The organism is Micromonospora inaquosa, from assembly GCF_003857055.1.
Taxonomy (GTDB): domain Bacteria; phylum Actinomycetota; class Actinomycetes; order Mycobacteriales; family Micromonosporaceae; genus Micromonospora; species Micromonospora inaquosa.
Window position 1 is genome coordinate 1 of sequence record NZ_QGSZ01000349.1, and the last position, 16,440, is coordinate 16,440.

Here is a 16,440-nt window from a genome sequence, read left to right on the forward strand (position 1 = left end):
GGGTGGGTGGGGCGGGGCCAGTGGGGGCGGTCGGCGTCGCGCAGGGCGGCGGTGCGCAGGGCGGCCAGCTGACGCTCCACCTCGGCGAACTGGTCGACCGGCAGCGGGCCCCGGTGCAGGGCGGCGGCGTTCTCCTCGACCTGGGCGACCGTACGGCAGCCCGGGATCGGGATGGTGCGCCCGCTGCGCGCCCAGATCCACCCCAGCGCGCCCTGGGCGAGGGTGCGCCCGTCGGCGGTGAGCGCGGCACGGACCGCGCCGACCCGGCGCAGCCACTCCGGCGCCGGACGGCCACCCCGGAACCACCCCAGCCAGGCCGGCGCCAACCCCCGTACGTCGTCGCGGGGCAGCGTCGACGAAGCGGTGTACTTGCCGGTGAGCAGGCCCATCCCCAGTGGCCCCTGGTTGATGCTGGCCAGGTCGTACTTGTCGCAGACGGCCAGCAGCTCGGGGGCGTCGCGCAGCACCGACAGGGCGTGCTGCACGGCGGTTGCACCGGCGGCGGCCTGCCCGAACGCGGCGGCCCGGTCGGGGCGGTCGGTGCTCCACCCGTACGCCCGGATCAGGCCCTCGGTCACCAGGTCCTCGCAGGTCCCGATCAGCGCCTGCGCCCTCGGCACCGACAGGTCGGCCAGATGCAGCTGGTAGAGGTCGATGTGGTCGGTGTTCAACCGGCGCAGCGAGGCGATCACGGCACTGCGCAGGTACGCGGGTGACGCGTCCTCCCCGGTGGCCTGCCGGCTCGCCTCGTCGAACGTGTAGCCCCACTTGGTGGCGATCACGGCGTCGTCGCGGCGGCCGGCGAGCGCCCGAGCCAGCACCCGCTCACTGTGCCCAGCCCCGTACGTGTCGGCGGTGTCGAAGAGGGTGATGCCCTCCTCCAGTGCCCGACGGACGGCTCGCACCGACTCGTCGTCGTCGACCTTGCCCCAGCCCAGCGGCTGGGTGCCCTCCGACCAGGGCCCGCCGATCGCCCAGCACCCCATGCCGAGGGCGCTGACCTCGATGCCGCTGCGCCCCAACATCCGTGTCGTGACTGCCATCGGCCGATCGTGCCACCTCCGGCGGAGCGGGGCGTAGCAGATCCGGCGGGCGGACACGCGGGTGCGCGGAGACGGTCACCGTCCGGCATGATCGAGGCCATGCGACGGCTCGGCGTGGACATCGGCGGAGTGATCATCGAGCCGGCCGACGACGACGCCGACACGTCGTTCTTCGGCGCGCACTACCTGCGTACCCCGGCCGTCGTCGGGGCGTTCGACGCGCTCGCGGCGCTCGGCCCGGCGTTCGACGAGGTGCACCTGGTGTCCAAGTGCGGGCCGGACACCGAGCGGCGGACCAGGGAGTGGTTGGCCCACCACGACTTTCCGGCCCGCACCGGCATCCCGGTCGAGCGGGCGCACTTCTGCCGCACCCGGCCAGGGAAGGCGCCGATCGCTCGACGGCTCGGCCTGACCCACTTCGTGGACGACAAGCTGGAGGTGCTCGGCTATCTCGACTCGGTGCCGCACCGCTACCTGTTCCGGCCGCGTCCGGCGCAGGTCGCCGCGTACGCCGCGCTGCTGCCGCACGTACACCGGGTGGAGAGCTGGCCGGAGCTGACCTCGCTGCTGCGGGCCGACTAGCCGGGCCGGCGCGGACGCCCACCCAACGGAGGCCGCACCCCCGCGGCGGTCAGGCGGGCCACGCCTTGGCAAGCAGGTCCCGGGTGTCGGCGAGCAGTTGCGGCAGCACGTTCGTCCGGGCGATCACCGGCATGAAGTTGGCGTCCCCGCCCCATCTGGGCACGACGTGCTGATGCAGGTGGGCGGCGATGCCGGCTCCGGCCACCCCGCCCTGATTCATCCCCAAGTTGAAGCCGTGGGCGTTGGAGACGTGGCGGATGACGCGCATCGCGTCCTGGGTGAAGGTCGCCAGCTCGCTGGTCTCGGACGTGTTGAGGTCCGTGTAGTCAGCGACGTGCCGGTAGGGGCAGATCAGGAGGTGCCCCGGGTTGTATGGGTAGAGGTTGAGCATCGCGAAGACGTGCACGCCCCGCGCGACGACGAGATCCTCGTCGGGCGGCAGGCCAGGGGCTCGGCAGAACGGGCAACCGGGGGGCTTCTCGATGGTGCCCTCGGGCCGATCCCCGCCCGAGACGTAGCCCATCCGGTGTGGCGTCCAGAGCCGTTCCAGCCCGTCCGCCAACCCGTTGTCGCGCACCATCTCCTGGTCACCAACACTTTCAGCTCGGCAGTCGATGCTTCCTCGAACTGCGGCGCTCCACGTGCCGCTGAGCCAGCTCAGGGCGGCAAGACTGATCTCGCACCAGGTTAGCCCTCCCCCCGCCCGGCGGCAGACGCCCACATCGGCGGCGGGACGGGTAGGAGTCACCCCTGGCTGTCGGCTTGCTCACCGCCGGGCTGCCCGGGCATCTCAAGCTCAGCGAAGCACAGCAGATGATCGGACGGATTCTCCAAGAGCTCCACCCGTCGAGCCCGGAAGTGCCGTGAGATCAGGATGTCGTCGGAGGCGAAGCCTTCGTGGGTGACCCGGTCGCCGACGACCCGCGAGTAACTGGCCTCGGGCGCCATCGCGAGTTCACGGATCGGAGTGTTGAAGTCTCCGAACACCACGGTGGGCAGGTCCTTCGAGGCTTCCAACTGACCTCGCACCATCCGCCAGACAGATTCGAAACGTTCGTGCGAGGCCGCCAACCCCATGCGCTGGAAGGGAAAGAGGTGGAGATTGAACAGCACGACCGCGCCGAGTGGGGTGAAACAGGTGACGCGGCTGATCGCCTTGTTGTGCACATTCTCCAATCGACCGTCAACAACGATCGCCTGACCTTCGGGGTCGAAGAAGCTGTTGGTTGGCTCGGACTGCGGGTGGCGGGCAAGCGTTGCCAGGCCCGACATCGACGCGCCGAATCCCGATGGATGCAGTGGCAGCGCACTGGCAGACCGAAGGCCGGCCAGGGAACGCATCGCCGCCAGCACCTTGGAACTGCGCCCATCGTCGAATGGCACCTCTTGCATGGCAAGGACGTCCAGGTTCAGATCCTTCACGAATTCCCAAGGATCGAACGGATCATCGGAAGCCGCGGCTGACGCCTCCCGAATGTTCCATGTTGCCACTCGAAGGGTCATTCGATTGCCTGCCACAGCGCTCTCCGGAACTCGTCTATTTCTTGGCTCGTCGGCGGGGCCATGGGGGCATGGCCCAGCCGACTCGATTGCGGCGTTGCCACCACAAGCGGATAGTCGACCATGGGGGCGGATGTCGTAATCAGCGTGAGTGCGCTAGTCGAGGAGGGCTCGGACGTGTGATAGACCCCGTGCTTCACGAAATAGCTGGAACCGGCGCCATGGGACTCCCGCTTGACAATTGAGACGCTGACCTGCTGGCGCGTGGGCTCCCGAACGGTTCCGGCGGGTGCCGGCTTCACCACGAAGAGCCGGTGCGGGCTTTCGTCAGACGTCTGTCGCACGGCATATTCCGTGCTGGCGATCTCGCCGCTCAGGACATAGCTGGTCAGATCCCAGAGGTGTGTGTGCGGCTCTTCGGCGAAGGAGGCCCCAGCTGGCCAGTGGTGTATCCGCAGTTCCCTGCTCGCCGACGTGGCGAGCCTGAGCTGAACGAAACCCAACACGTGACGATGCATTCGCCCTGGCTCGACCAGCCGGTCAACTCCGACTTCCCGAAGGCCATTCAACACGTCGTCGAACGGTGGCTCGCCGGTCGACGAGAACAGGTGCCTCGCAAATTCCGTAGCCTCATTCATAGGGACTCCTACTGCTAGCGGCGACCTCGACCACTTCTTGAATTTCCGAGTCCGACATCCCCTGGGCGCAACCTATGCCGATCTGGACGAACCAGCTTCGGAGCGGTGCCGCGTCGAGATTCGCAGGAAGCGGAGTCGTTTGTATGCCACGCGCCTGCTTGCGGTCCAGACGAAAGTCTTCCTGCATCAGAGAGTAGAAAGGAACTGCCCTGGGAAAGACGAGCGCGGACTCAGCCGGATCTTCCGACGTGCGAATTGCGAAAGACTCATTGATCTCAAGGCGGGTCAACGAACAGGTTTGCTTGAAGCGAACCTCCACCTCGAGCAGAGGCTCGCGGTCGCGCCCCTGAAAGGCAACCAACACCGTAGCCAGGATCTCACTCCGGACGGAGGCTTCTGTCCATTCCTGCCCTCGCCCGGAGCGCCTCGCGCCGCGCAGCTCCGCGTAGGTCGCACAAACTGCGGAGGAATCCGGATCCAGGGTGAGGAGCACTATGGAGCGAGCGGAGTTCGATCGTCTCGCCGCAGCCGCCATCTCGGGAATCACAACGGCTCGATTGAACCTACCCAGGCCGCCGCTGAACCACCAGAAAGTCGTCGATCGCCTGCCCTCGTCGAGGGTAGCTGCCCGATCCCGCCCGCTGACAACCTTTACCTCACGGCTGTCCGGAACGGGGGGCATGAGCCACAGTACAACTCCGGCGACGACGAGGAACGCGATCAAGGAGGTCAGCAGATTGGCGACGACATTGGCGCCGACCGCCTTGAGGTTGTCAGCTCTGTTTCCATCTGCCGGCAGAAGAAGGTATTGGATGACCGCGAGAAGAAGGAGACAGAGAGCAGCAATCCCGAATAGCGCTCGACGGAGATATTTACTCTCGGGCAGCCTCACATCGAAGAGGCTACCGGTCGCCGGCGAATGAATGGAAGACCCTTGACGTCGTGGCCTGCCCGTACGGGCAGGCCACGACGTCAAGGGTCGAGCAGCCGCGGTGCCGCGGCCCGCTACTCCGCGGCGGCGGAGGGGCCGATGTTGGTCCGCGAGCTGACCACGTCCAGCACGTGGGTCACCGCCTCGGCGATCGACACCCCGTTGCGCTGGGAGCCGTCGCGGTAGCGGAAGGAGACCGTGCCGGCGGCCACGTCGTCGTCACCGGCGATCACCATGAACGGGATCTTCTGCTGCTGAGCCGTACGGATCTTCTTCTGCATCCGGTCGTCACCCGCGTCCACCTGGGCCCGGATACCCTCGGCGCGCAGCGCGGCGACGAAGCCGTGCAGATAGTCGGTGTGGTCCTCGCGGATCGGGATGCCCACCACCTGCACCGGCGCCAGCCAGGCCGGGAACGCACCCGCGTAGTGCTCGGTGAGCACCCCGAAGAACCGCTCGATCGACCCGAACAGCGCCCGGTGGATCATCACGGGCCGCTGCCGGCTACCGTCGGCGGCCTGGTACTCCAACCCGAACCGCTCCGGCTGGTTGAAGTCGACCTGGATGGTGGACATCTGCCAGGTCCGGCCGATCGCGTCACGGGCCTGCACGGAGATCTTCGGGCCGTAGAACGCCGCGCCACCCGGGTCGGGCACCAGCTCCAGGCCGGACGTCGCGGCGGCGGTCCGCAGCGCCTCGGTGGCCTCCGCCCAGTCCTCGTCGGCGCCGATGAACTTGGGCGAGTCGTCCCGGGTCGACAGCTCCAGGTAGAAGTCGTCCAGGCCGTAGTCGCGCAACAGGTCCAGCACGAAGCTGAGCAGCGTGGACAGCTCGCCGGCCATCTGCTCGCGGGCGCAGTAGATGTGCGAGTCGTCCTGGGTCAGACCACGGACCCGGGTCAGGCCGTGCACCACACCGGACTTCTCGTACCGGTAGACCGTGCCGAACTCGAACATGCGCAGCGGCAGCTCCCGGTACGACCGCCCGCGCGACCTGAAGATCAGGTTGTGCATCGGGCAGTTCATCGCCTTGAGGTAGTAGTCCGCGCCCTCCAACTGCATGGGCGGGAACATGGTGTCCGCGTAGTACGGCAGGTGACCGGAGGTCTGGAACAGCTGCGCCTTGGTGATGTGCGGGGTGTTGACGAACTCGTACCCCGCCGCCTCGTGCCGCTGGCGCGAGTAGTTCTCCATCTCCCGGCGGATGATGCCGCCCTTGGGGTGGAAGACCGCGAGACCCGAGCCGATCTCGTCGGGGAAGCTGAACAGGTCGAGGTCCGCGCCGAGCTTGCGGTGGTCGCGCCGGGCGGCCTCCTCCAACAGCTTCAGGTACGCCTTGAGCTCGTCGCGGGTCGGCCACGCGGTGCCGTACACCCGCTGCAACTGGGGGTTCTTCTCCGACCCCCGCCAGTACGCGGCGGCGGAGCGCATCAGCTTGAACGCGCCGATCAACCGGGTGGTCGGCAGGTGCGGACCGCGACACAGGTCCGACCAGCAGACCTTGTCCTCCTTGGCGTCGAGGTTGTCGTAGATGGTCAGCTCGCCGCCGCCCACCTCCATCACCTCGTTGGTGTCCAGGCCCTCGCCCTTGACCTCGATCAACTCCAGCTTGAACGGCTCGTCGGCCAGCTCGGAGCGCGCCTCGTCCAGGCTGCCGAAGCGGCGGCGACGGAACCGCTGCCCGGACTTGATGATCTCCTGCATGCGCTTCTCGAGCTTGCTGAGGTCATCGGGCTGGAACGGCTTGTCGACGTCGAAGTCGTAGTAGAAGCCGTTCTCGATGGGCGGGCCGATGCCCAGCTTCGCCTCGGGGAAGACGTCCTGCACGGCCTGGGCGAGGACGTGCGCGGTGGAGTGGCGCAGCACGTTGAGCCCGTCGGGCGAATCCAGGCTGACCGGCTCGACGACGGTCTCCTCGGCCGGCGTCCAGTCCAGGTCGCGCAGCTGGCCCTGCGGGTCGCGGACCACGACGATCGCCTTGGGGCCGTTCGCGGGCAGTCCGGCCGCGGCCACCGCGTCGGCCGCCGTGGTCCCGGCGGCGACGACGACGGGGTCGGCCACGGCGGGGGTACGGGGTGCGGACACGGTGACTCCTCCAAGCGGTACGAAACGGTGCCGATCCTCGGCTCCTGCCGATGCTATCGGTCGCCCCGTCCCCGACCGGGAACGGCACCTTCCTTATCGTCGGCGTTGAACCTTTCGCGCCTCGCAGCCGAACTAGAAGGTGTGGCCGGGAACCGGTGCCGGCCGCGTCGACACGGATGGGGGCACGAGATGGCGAGCACGCACGGCGGTGGCCGGCGGCGGCGGATCGTGGTGGCGACCGCGGTGACCGCCGCTGGGCTGCTGCTCTGGCCGGGCACGGCGTACGCGGCGGACGTGACGATCACCCCGACCCAGGCCCAACAGGGCGACGCGGTACGGCTGGAGTTCAGCGTCCCGCAGGAGCGGGCCGGCACGAAGACCAGCCAGATCGAGGTGCGGCTGCCGGCCGACGCGCCGGTCGCCGAGGTCTACCCCATGTCGGTGGACGGCTGGGCGCCCCGGATCAGCTCCCGCACCCTGGACAAGCCGGTGGCCGGTATCCACTCCTCCGGGGTGAGCACGGTGACGACGGCGGTGACCTGGGTCCGGGTCGGTGAGAGCGAGCCCGGGCCGGCCCGGTTGGCGCTCTCCATGGGGCCGATGCCGCAGACCGAGCGGCTCACCTTCGAGGTCGTCCAGACGTACGCCGACGGGACGGTGGTCCGGTGGGCGGACGCCGCCGGCGCCCACCGGGCCCCGACGCTCACCCTGCTCCCAGCGGCCCCGGGCGCCGCCGGACCGGCCGCACACGGTGGCGGTCACGGCGCCCCAGCGGCCGGCGCGCCAGCCGCTGGGGGCAACGGTGCCGACGGCAACCCGGGCGGCGGCGTCGACGGCAACCCGGCCGCCCGCGCGGGTGGCGCCGGCGAGGAGTCCGGCAACGCCGACGGGATGCTGGCCGCCGGCCTGCTGGCCGGGTTGGGCGGCGGCGCGGCAATCGGCTGGCTGGTCAGCCGGTGGCGCCGACGCGGCCCGGACGAGGCCACCGCGCTCGCCGAGGTCACCGGCGACCCGGACCAGGGCACGAAGCGCGACGAGGCCGCGACCCTGGCCGAAATAACCGGCCGCGCAGAGCCGGCCGCGACACGTGGCGGCGCGGACGACGCCACGACGCTCGCCGACCCGCAGCCCGCCCCTTCGACGCCCGCCGTTTCCGGGGCATCGCGATGATCCACTCGGGTTCCCGGAAACCGTGGCATCCCGACCGCCCGGACAGCCCGATTTGGCGGTGATCCACTCGGCCTCGGCGTCAGGGAAGCCAGGTCGGTAGCGGCTCGCGGGCGGCCAGCCACTCCTCGGGCACCCCGCCCGGGGTGCCGACGCCGGTGTGCGCCGCCACCACCGCTCCCGCGATGGCGGCAGTGGTGTCCACGTCTCCACCGGCCCGTACGCACGTCTCGATGGCCGCCGGGTAGTCGTCGAGGTGGGTGGCGGCCACCCAGAGGGTGAAGCCGACGGTGTCCTGGGCGGTCACCCGGGAGCCGTTGCCGAGCGCCGCCACCACCCGGGGCAGTGGCCGGCCGAGCAGCCCGGCCGCCCGGTGTACGCCCCGATGTACCTCGGTGCCCGGGTCGAGCGCGGCACCGATCCCGGCGAGCAGCCGCTCCGGTGTCGGCCGGTGTCCGTCGAGGCGGGCCCGGGCGGCCAGCGCGGCGGCGACGGCGACGGCGACCGCGCCGGCGATTCCCTCCGGGTGCGCGTGCGTCACCTCGGCGCTGGCGCGGGCCTGCGCGGCGGCCCGCGCTGTCGAGTCGGCGAAGTACGCGCCCAGCGGGCCGACCCGCATCGCCGCGCCGTTGCCGCAGGAGCCCTGCCCGTCGAAGGCCGAGGCGGCGGCCAACGGCCACGGGGTGCCGGTGCGGATCAGCCCCAGGATCAGCATCGCGCCCGCGCCGTAGCCTCGGCGCGCGGCGGCCCGCTCGGCGAAGGAGAGGGCCAGCCGGTCCCGGTCGATGCCGCCGGAGTCGGCCAACTGGGCGAGGACCGAGCAGGCCATCTCGGTGTCGTCGGTCCATTCCCAGGGCGCTGGCGGCAGCGCGGCGGCGGCGAAATCCACCGACGCGGACCCGGGCAGGAAGTACTGCGCGCCGAGGGCGTCGCCGGTGGAGAGACCGGCGAGGCTGTCCCGGGCGAGCGCCAGGCGGGCATCGGCGAACAGGGTGAACGACATCGTCGTACCAGCTTGCCCGGTCGCCAGGCACGTCGCAACGCGATCAACTTGCCAGGCCAAGTACGGTCTTGTCGTGGCCTCCGTGCTCCTGGTCGAAGACGATCACGTCGTACGCGGCGCGATGCTGCGGTCCCTCACCGACCGGGGGCATGCCGTGCACGCCGTGGGTACGGCGTTGGACGCGCTTCGTCGGGTGGCCGCGGAGACACCCGACCTGGTGGTGCTCGACCTCGGCCTGCCCGACCTGGACGGCTCGGACGCGCTGCGGATGCTGCGCGGCATCACCGACGTTCCGATCATCATCGCCACCGCCCGCGACGACGAGCAGTCGGTGGTGAAGCTGCTGCGCGCCGGCGCCGACGACTACATGGTCAAGCCGTTCACCGGGGCGCACCTGGACGCGCGGATCACCACGGTGCTGCGCCGGGCCGGACGGGCCAGTCGGTCCGTGCAGCCCGCGGTGCACAGTGTCGGTGGGCTGCGGGTGGACGTGGGCGAACGCAGCGCCCAACTCGACGGGGAGCCGCTGGCGCTGACCCGCAAGGAATTCGACCTGTTGGCGTATCTCGCCGCACGACCTGGGCGGGTAGTGTCCCGCCGGGAACTCTTGGAGGAGGTATGGCGGCAGCCATCGGTCGGCGAGGATCAGACCATCGACGTTCACCTGTACTGGCTCCGCAGAAAGATGGGCGAGTCCGCGGCGAAGCCGCGCTACCTGCGCACCGTGCGGGGGGTCGGATTCCGGCTGGTGGCACCGGACTGAGGACGGCGCTGGCCCTGCTCACGGCCGGCATGTGCAGTCTCGTGGCGCTCGCGTTCCTGATCCCGCTCGGGCTCAGCCTCCGGGAGCAGCGCCGGGACGAGGCGATCGCCGACGCGGCGCGGCGCAGCGCGCTGGTGACCGGCGCGCTGGCGGTGAGCACCGACCCGGTGGTCGTCGAGCGTGCCGTCGTGGCCAGCGCCGAGGGCGCACCCACCCGGCCCGTGGTGCACGGGTTGGGGCTGGACGAGTCCGCTGGTCGGGCCAGCGGCGGCGACCTGGACCGGGCCCGCTCCGAGCGGCAGTCGTTCGTTGTCGACGTCGACGGCGGGTTGGTCCGACTCGACCCGGTGGTCCTCGGTGACCGGACGGCCGTGGTCGAGGTGTTCCTTCCGGAATCCGCACTGGGCGGGGGCGCCGGGGGCACCTGGTTGCTGCTGTTCGCGGTCGGTGCGGCGATGGTCGGCGCGGCGGTGCTGGTGGTCGACCGGGTCGCTGCCCGTGCGGTGGACTCGACCCGCGGTCTGGTCAAGGCCGCGCTCTCCATCGGCGACGGCGACCTCGGCGTACGCGTCGAGCCGACCGGTCCCCGCGAGCTGGCCGAGGCCGGGTACGCCTTCAACCGGATGGCGGACCGGCTGGACGCCGCCCGCACCGACGAGCGGGAGTTGGTGGCCGACCTGTCGCACCGTCTGCGGACCCCGTTGACGGTGCTGCGGTTGGACGCGGAGGCGTTGGAGTCCGACGACACCAGCGTGGGCTCGTTCAGCCCGGCCGAGTTGGACCGGCTGCGCGGGATCCGGCGGATCCGGCAGGCGATCGTCACCCTGGAGGGTGAGATCGACGTATTGATCAAGACCACCCGTAAGGCGGTGGCGCACGAGGCCGGGCCGGCGATGTGTGACGTCAGCGAGGTGGTCCGGGACCGGATGGTGTTCTGGGCGGCGTTGGCGGGTGACCAGAACCGGCCCCACCGGGTCAATGGCGCGCAGCTGCGCATCCCGGCGCCGGTGCCGCGGGCCGAGCTGGCCGCCGCGCTGGACGCGGTGATCGGCAACGTCTTCCGCTACACGCCGCAGGGCACCGCGTTCGAGGTGGCCGTGTCCCGGCGCGACGGTTACGTGGCGATCCGGATCGACGACGCCGGCCCCGGCATCGCCAACCCGGACCGGGCGCTGCGCCGGGGCACCAGTGACCAGGGCTCGACCGGGCTGGGCCTGGACATCGCCAAGCGGGTGGCGTTGCAGGCCAACGGCTCGGTGAGCATCGACCGCGCCCGCCTGGGCGGGGCCAGCGTGGTGATGCTGCTCGCCGACCCGGAGGCGACGCCGCGGCAGGTCAGCCGCTTCGGTCTGGTCGGCCGGATGGCCCGCGACGCCCGGGACACGAAGACCAGCGGACGTCGCTGGCCCCGCCAGCGTCCCACCGACGACTGACCCGGCCGCCACACCCGGGGCTGTGCGCCGGCGCAAGTCTTCCTTAGATCGCGGTTAACGACCGCCGTGGACCGGCTGCGGGCTGACAGGATCACAGCACGAACCCACCAGTTCTACCGGCCGAACGCACCACGCACCCACGGCCGGTGGAGCCGCGCGCGCGGCGGGAGCCACAGGTCCCCCCACACCCACGCTCCCGCCGCGCGCCCTGCTCGACCGACCGGCTCGGCCGGCAACCGAGCGGCCGACCAGCTCAGCCGGCGGCGGTGAGGTACGCGTCGATCTCGCCGAGGATCCGCTGCTTGCCGGCGGGGTCGAGGAAGGACGCGGTCACCGCGTTGCGGGCCAGCCCGGCCAGGCCCTCGGCACCGATCCCGAGCAGGCGGGCTGCCACCGCGTACTCGTCGTTGAGGGTGGTGCCGAACATCGGCGGGTCGTCGGAGTTGATGGTGACCAGCAGCCCGGCCTCGACCAGTCGGGGCAGCGGGTGCTCGTCGAGGGTGGCCACCGCTCGGGTGCGCACGTTGGACGTCGGGCAGACCTCCATGCCGATCTGCCGCTCGGCCAGGTACTCCAGCAGTTGCGGGTCCTGCACGGCGGAGATGCCGTGCCCGATCCGTTCGGCGCCCAGCTCGTTCAGCGCGTCCCAGATGGTCTGCGGCCCGGTGGTCTCCCCGGCGTGCGGCACCGAGCGCAGCCCGGCGGCGCGGGCCTGGTCGAAGTAGGGGCGGAACTGCGGCCGGGGTACGCCGATCTCCGGGCCGCCGAGGCCGAAACTGACCAGCCCGTCCGGGCGCTCGTCCAGCGCGATGCGCAGCGTCTCCTCGGCCGCCGGCAGGCCGGCCTCACCGGGGATGTCGAAGCACCAGTGCAGCTCGATGCCGAAGTCGGCCATGGCGCGCTTGCGGGCGTCCTCGATGGCCTCGCAGAACGCCGGCGCGGGGATGCCCCGTCGGACGTGCGAGTACGGGGTGATGGTCAGCTCCGCGTACCGGACCTGTTGGCGGGCCAGCTCCCGGGCCACCTCGTGGGTGAGGATCCAGACGTCCTCGGGGTCGCGGATGAGGTCCACGACGCTCAGGTAGACCTCGATGAAGTGCGCGAAGTCGCGGAACTCGAAGTAGGCGGCCAGCGCGTCCGGGTCGGCCGGCACGGGGGTGCGCCCCTCGTGGCGGGCGGCCAACTCGGCGACGATCCGGGGCGAGGCGGAGCCGACGTGGTGCACGTGCAGCTCCACCTTGGGCAGGCCGGCGATGAAGGTGGGCAGGTCGGTCACAGGTTCTCCTGGGCATGGTCGCCGGTGCGGGCGACGACGAAGACGCGGCGGAACGGGAAGTACACCTGACCCTGCCGTACCGGGTACGCCGCGGTGAGCCGTACTCCCAGCTCGGCCCGGAAGGCGGACCAGCCGGCGGCGTCCAGTGCGGCCCGGACCGGGCGCAGCGCGGTGCCCTCCATCCAGGCCAGCACCGGGTGTGCGGCGGCGGGTCGAGCCGGCAGCAGGTGCACGTAGGTAGTCTCCCAGGCGTCCACCGCGCAGCCGGCGGCGGTCAGCAGCGCCGCGTAGTCGGCCGGGTCGTCGACCGGGTCGGCGCGCAGCAGCGGGGCGATGTCGGCCCGCCAGGTCGGCCGGTTGGCGACCTCCCGCAGGGCGCGATGCGAGTCGGCGGCGAAGTTGCCGGGGACCTGGATGGCGAGCCAGGCAGCGGTGGGCAGCTCGCCGGCCCAGCGGCGCAGCAGCTCCTGGTGGCCGGGGACCCACTGCAGCGCCGCGTTGCTGACCAGCACGTCCTCGTCGCCGGTCGGACGCCAGTCGCGTAGGTCGGCGACCGTGAAATCGACCGGAGCGCCGAGGGTCTCGGCCCGCTCGATCATGTCGGGTGAGGAGTCGAGGCCGAGCACCCGGCTGGTCGGCCAGCGCTCGGCGAGGGCGGCGGTGAGCTGGCCGGGGCCGCAGCCGAGGTCGACCACCGCCCGGGGTCGCTCGGCCGGGATGCGGGCGACGAGGTCGTGAAACGGCCGGGACCGCTGGTCGCCGAAGCGCAGGTAGCTCGTCGGATCCCACATGATCGGCCCCCAAACCGTACGTACGTACTGTTACGGTACGGCTCGCGTGGCAGGGAGGCAACCCGATCACTAGGCTCGGGGCATGGAACAGCGCAGCTTCAACCGGCTCGGCCGGACCGTTGGCGCGGTCGGCCTGGGCGCGTGGCAACTCGGGGCCGACTGGGGCACCGTCAGCGAGGACGACGCGATGGCGGTGCTCGCCGCCGCCGTGGACGCCGGGGTCACCTTCCTCGACACTGCCGACGTGTACGGCGACGGCCGCAGCGAACAGCTCATCGGCCGCTTCCTACGCACCCGACCCGACGCCGGGCTGACCGTCGCCACCAAGATGGGCCGCCGCGTCGAGCAGCGGCCGGAGGCGTACACCCTGGCCAACTTCCGGCAGTGGACCGACCGCTCCCGGGCCAACCTGGGAATGGACACCCTGGACCTGGTCCAGCTGCACTGCCCGCCCACCGCGGTATTCTCCTCCGACGAGGTCTTCGACGGCCTGGACACCCTCGTCGCCGAGAAGGCCATCGCCGGGTACGGGGTCAGCGTCGAGACCTGCGACCAGGCCCTCACCGCAATCGCCCGCCCGGGGGTGGCGAGCGTCCAGATCATCCTCAACGCGGTCCGCCACAAGCCCCTGGAGCAGGTGCTGCCGGCCGCGGCGGCGGCCGGTGTCGGCATCATCGCCCGCGTACCGCTCGCCAGCGGCCTGCTCTCCGGCCGCTACGACGAGCACACCGAGTTCCCCGCCGACGACCACCGCAACTACAACCGGACCGGTACGGCCTTCGACGTCGGGGAGACCTTCTCCGGAGTCGACTTCGACAGGGGTCTGGCCGCCGTACGCCGGCTGGCCCCGCTGGTCGACGCGGACCGCACGATGGCGCAGTTCGCGTTGCGCTGGGTCCTGGACCAGGCGGGCGTCACAGTGGTCATCCCCGGTGCCCGCGACGCTGACCAGGCCCGCCGCAACGCCGCCACGGCGGACCTGTCGCCGCTCACCGACGCTCAGTTGGCAGCCGTACGCGAGACCTACGACGAGCTGATCCGCCCGCAGGTGCACGACCGGTGGTGACCCGCACGCCCGGGGTGCTCGCGGCGCGCCGTCCGGCCGGCGATGCTGGACGGCGGGGCGCCACCCCGGGCGGCGGAGAGGGGACGCGATGAGGGGCTGGCTTCCGCTCACCCTCGGCCTGCTGGCCGTGGTGATCGGCGCGGTGTGGACGGTCCAGGGCCTCGGCTACGTCAGCGGCAGCGTGATGACCGACGAGAAGATCTGGGCGGTGATCGGCCCGCTCGTGGCGCTGGCCGGGCTGGTGGTGCTCTGGCTCGGTCTGCGCTCGCGTCGACGCTGAGCGCCGGCTCCACTGGGGAACCTGAGCACGTGTGAAGCCCCGCATCCCAACCGGGATGCGGGGCTTCACAGTTACCCTTGGGCCGAATCGTCCCGCTGGCCGGCGGGGGCCGGCCGTCCTACTCAGATGGGACGGACCTGCTCAGCCTGCGGGCCCTTCTGACCCTGCGCAATCTCGAACTCCACCCGCTGGTTCTCCTCCAGCGAGCGGTAGCCGCTGGTCTGGATGGCCGAGAAGTGGACGAACACGTCAGCACCCCCACCATCGACGGTGATGAAGCCGAAGCCCTTGTCAGCGTTGAACCACTTCACGGTTCCCTGAGCCATGTGTATCTCCCTCTAAAAACTGGCGGCCGTGCACGCCGTCCGGCCGATTGGCCGTTTTTGAGCAGCGGTGCCTGAGGCGGCCCCACGAAGGAGACTTCTCTCAACCCACGCCATCTCGCAACAGCGGGGACCAGCAAATCACGGACGCAAAAAGTCTGTCACGACCTCTCCGACGAATTTCTCCGACATGTGACCTGACGGATGCCTCAGGGGCGCTGGGCGGCGGGCGATGCCATGCGAAAGCCCCCTTCCCATCGATGCGGGAAGGGGGCTGAAGTCGCTGTCAGATCAATCCGGCCAACTGCCGGTCATCCGGCGTACGCCGACCGCGCCGCCCCGGTCCACGGCGGCCCGGACGACCGCGAAGATGGCGCCCTGCAACGCCGCGGCGGCCAGGATCTCGCCCCAGCCACGGTCCTCGTCGGTCGCGTTGGGCGCCTCACCGTCGCCCGCGGTGACCTTCCAGACCTGCCGGAAGATCGCCCCGGCCACCGCGCCCGCGGCGATGCCCATCAACACGCCGACCGGCCGGTACGCGACCCTGCCGATGCTCTTGCTCACCTACGCCTCCCCCGCACGATCATCAACACCACCACGGTGGCCACCGCACCGGCCGCGATGGCCGCCCACGGCATCGGGTTGCGGCGCACCAATTCGCCCTTGTCGTACGCCTGTGCGCGTACCGACTCGCCCTTCTCGTACGCTCGCGCCCGCGCCATCCCGGCGCCCCGCGCGGCCTGCCCGCGGACCCGGGCGACGGTCTGCGCCGCCTGCTCACGCATCCGTTCCTTGGCCTGCTCGGCGGACTCCTTGAGACGCGCCTTGACGTCGGCCTTGGCGGCCAACGCCTCCATCGTCTCGCCCAACTCGACCCGGGTGCGGCGGATCTCCTCGCGGAGGGCCTCCGTGTCACCGGTCCCGTTGCCGGTCATTGCCGCCCCCTGTCCTTCACCGCGGCGGTGACGGTGTCCATGTCTGCGCGGAGGCTGCGGACCGTGGCCGCCGGGACCGGCGGGACGGCACGCTTGACCTGATTCTTGCCCACCAGGGCGAGGACGCCGGCCACCAGGAAGCAGGCCACCGCGACGATCAACGCCGCGGCCCAGGCGGGCAACACCAGGTCGAGCAACAGGATCGCCGTGGCGACCAGCGCACCCAGGCCGAAGAACGCGAGCGCGCCACCGCCGCCGAACAGGCCGATCCCGATGCCCGCGTGCTTACCCTTCTGGGTCAACTCCGCTCGGGCCAGCGTCAGTTCGTCCCGCACCAGGCGGGAGATCTGCTCGGTGGCCCGCTGCACCAACTCGGCGGTGGAGGGCTCGCTCCCGTTCTGGGATGTGCGGGCTTTCGCCACGTCAGCCATGCTGTCCTCCTTTCCTCATCACCGCGCTGTATGCCCGGAGTCGCCGCTCGTCAATCCTAAAGCGCGCCAAGCGGCGCACCGTCCCCGTTGTCAGTACGCCGCGCCGCCGATACGCGGCCAGCCGCGCGATCACGCCAGAGACGTCCGGCAGCACATCCCCCACGCAAGCCCGACCAAACCTCCAACCCCACCTC

Annotated in this window: 19 protein-coding genes; 6 read left to right on the forward strand and 13 right to left on the reverse strand. The window is 70.9% G+C overall.

Translation table 11 applies throughout. From position 1 onward, the window contains the following. The coding region (locus DLJ59_RS31860) for an aldo/keto reductase (RefSeq protein WP_148096988.1) at positions 1-1,043 on the reverse strand (1,043 nt) is incomplete at its 3' end. A 99-nt stretch (positions 1,044-1,142) separates the two neighbouring features. On the opposite strand from DLJ59_RS31860, the gene DLJ59_RS31865 reads away from it, so the two are divergent. Then, positions 1,143-1,625 (forward strand): hypothetical protein, encoded by a 483-nt coding sequence (locus DLJ59_RS31865; RefSeq protein ID WP_244236334.1) that lies wholly within the window; start codon positions 1,143-1,145, stop codon positions 1,623-1,625. A gap of 49 nt (positions 1,626-1,674) precedes the next feature. On the opposite strand, the gene DLJ59_RS31870 is transcribed toward DLJ59_RS31865, so the two are convergent. The 5 genes from DLJ59_RS31870 to thrS form a co-directional block, all read right to left on the reverse strand. After that, a complete protein-coding gene (locus DLJ59_RS31870) occupies positions 1,675-2,205 on the reverse strand; it encodes an HIT family protein (protein ID WP_124777621.1) in 531 nt (176 codons plus the stop codon). 164 nt (positions 2,206-2,369) lie between these two features. Then, positions 2,370-3,116, reverse strand: a complete 747-nt coding sequence (locus DLJ59_RS31875; protein WP_158630933.1) for an endonuclease/exonuclease/phosphatase family protein — start codon at positions 3,114-3,116, stop codon at positions 2,370-2,372. An 8-nt stretch (positions 3,117-3,124) separates the two neighbouring features. Beyond that, the gene (locus DLJ59_RS31880; RefSeq protein WP_124777625.1) at positions 3,125-3,763 is read right to left on the reverse strand and encodes a hypothetical protein; all 639 of its coding nucleotides are present in this window, start codon (positions 3,761-3,763) and stop codon (positions 3,125-3,127) included. Then, positions 3,756-4,655 carry a hypothetical protein gene (locus DLJ59_RS31885; protein WP_124777627.1) on the reverse strand — a complete coding sequence of 300 codons (900 nt, stop codon included), beginning with the start codon at positions 4,653-4,655 and terminating at the stop codon, positions 3,756-3,758. The genes DLJ59_RS31880 and DLJ59_RS31885 overlap by 8 nt, the downstream gene beginning before the upstream one ends. 113 nt (positions 4,656-4,768) lie before the next feature. After that, positions 4,769-6,778: a threonine--tRNA ligase gene (gene thrS / locus DLJ59_RS31890; RefSeq protein ID WP_124777629.1), complete on the reverse strand. Its 2,010-nt coding sequence runs from the start codon at positions 6,776-6,778 to the stop codon at positions 4,769-4,771. Positions 6,779-6,967: 189 nt separating this feature from the next. Between thrS and DLJ59_RS31895 the strand changes: the two genes are divergently transcribed. Next, a complete protein-coding gene (locus tag DLJ59_RS31895) occupies positions 6,968-7,948 on the forward strand; it encodes a DUF1775 domain-containing protein (protein WP_124777631.1) in 981 nt (326 codons plus the stop codon). 79 nt (positions 7,949-8,027) lie between these two features. Here the strand turns inward: DLJ59_RS31895 and DLJ59_RS31900 are convergent, their stop codons facing one another. Continuing rightward, positions 8,028-8,948 (reverse strand): ADP-ribosylglycohydrolase family protein, encoded by a 921-nt coding sequence (locus DLJ59_RS31900; RefSeq protein WP_124777633.1) that lies wholly within the window; start codon positions 8,946-8,948, stop codon positions 8,028-8,030. A gap of 73 nt (positions 8,949-9,021) precedes the next feature. Here DLJ59_RS31900 and DLJ59_RS31905 point away from each other — a divergent pair, with 73 nt between their 5' ends. Both DLJ59_RS31905 and DLJ59_RS31910 read left to right on the forward strand, forming a co-directional pair. Beyond that, the gene (locus DLJ59_RS31905) at positions 9,022-9,711 is read left to right on the forward strand and encodes a response regulator transcription factor (protein ID WP_091401712.1); all 690 of its coding nucleotides are present in this window, start codon (positions 9,022-9,024) and stop codon (positions 9,709-9,711) included. 29 nt (positions 9,712-9,740) lie between these two features. After that, the gene (locus tag DLJ59_RS31910) at positions 9,741-11,144 is read left to right on the forward strand and encodes a HAMP domain-containing sensor histidine kinase (protein WP_208648905.1); all 1,404 of its coding nucleotides are present in this window, start codon (positions 9,741-9,743) and stop codon (positions 11,142-11,144) included. A 253-nt stretch (positions 11,145-11,397) separates the two neighbouring features. On the opposite strand, the gene DLJ59_RS31915 is transcribed toward DLJ59_RS31910, so the two are convergent. Together DLJ59_RS31915 and DLJ59_RS31920 are read right to left on the reverse strand one after the other, a co-directional pair. Beyond that, entirely contained in the window at positions 11,398-12,420 is a 1,023-nt protein-coding gene (locus tag DLJ59_RS31915; protein ID WP_124777635.1) for an adenosine deaminase, read from the reverse strand. Next, a complete protein-coding gene (locus DLJ59_RS31920; protein WP_124777637.1) occupies positions 12,417-13,211 on the reverse strand; it encodes a trans-aconitate 2-methyltransferase in 795 nt (264 codons plus the stop codon). Before DLJ59_RS31920 ends, DLJ59_RS31915 begins: the two co-directional genes overlap by 4 nt. Before the next feature lie 82 nt (positions 13,212-13,293). Between DLJ59_RS31920 and DLJ59_RS31925 the strand changes: the two genes are divergently transcribed. Both DLJ59_RS31925 and DLJ59_RS31930 read left to right on the forward strand, forming a co-directional pair. Beyond that, entirely contained in the window at positions 13,294-14,277 is a 984-nt protein-coding gene (locus DLJ59_RS31925; protein ID WP_124777639.1) for an aldo/keto reductase, read from the forward strand. An 88-nt stretch (positions 14,278-14,365) separates the two neighbouring features. Further along, complete coding sequence (locus tag DLJ59_RS31930; protein WP_124777641.1) at positions 14,366-14,557, forward strand: hypothetical protein; 192 nt, start codon at positions 14,366-14,368, stop codon at positions 14,555-14,557. A gap of 122 nt (positions 14,558-14,679) precedes the next feature. Here DLJ59_RS31930 and DLJ59_RS31935 read toward each other — a convergent pair whose 3' ends face one another. The 4 genes from DLJ59_RS31935 to DLJ59_RS31950 all read right to left on the reverse strand — a co-directional run bounded on the left by DLJ59_RS31935 (position 14,680) and on the right by DLJ59_RS31950 (position 16,246). After that, entirely contained in the window at positions 14,680-14,883 is a 204-nt protein-coding gene (locus tag DLJ59_RS31935; RefSeq protein ID WP_030338233.1) for a cold-shock protein, read from the reverse strand. A 288-nt stretch (positions 14,884-15,171) separates the two neighbouring features. Then, the gene (locus DLJ59_RS31940) at positions 15,172-15,444 is read right to left on the reverse strand and encodes a DUF4235 domain-containing protein (protein ID WP_030338235.1); all 273 of its coding nucleotides are present in this window, start codon (positions 15,442-15,444) and stop codon (positions 15,172-15,174) included. Next, positions 15,441-15,815 carry a DUF3618 domain-containing protein gene (locus tag DLJ59_RS31945; protein ID WP_124777643.1) on the reverse strand — a complete coding sequence of 125 codons (375 nt, stop codon included), beginning with the start codon at positions 15,813-15,815 and terminating at the stop codon, positions 15,441-15,443. Before DLJ59_RS31945 ends, DLJ59_RS31940 begins: the two co-directional genes overlap by 4 nt. Further along, positions 15,812-16,246 carry a phage holin family protein gene (locus tag DLJ59_RS31950; RefSeq protein WP_124777645.1) on the reverse strand — a complete coding sequence of 145 codons (435 nt, stop codon included), beginning with the start codon at positions 16,244-16,246 and terminating at the stop codon, positions 15,812-15,814. Before DLJ59_RS31950 ends, DLJ59_RS31945 begins: the two co-directional genes overlap by 4 nt. Between the last annotated feature and the right edge of the window lie 194 nt (positions 16,247-16,440).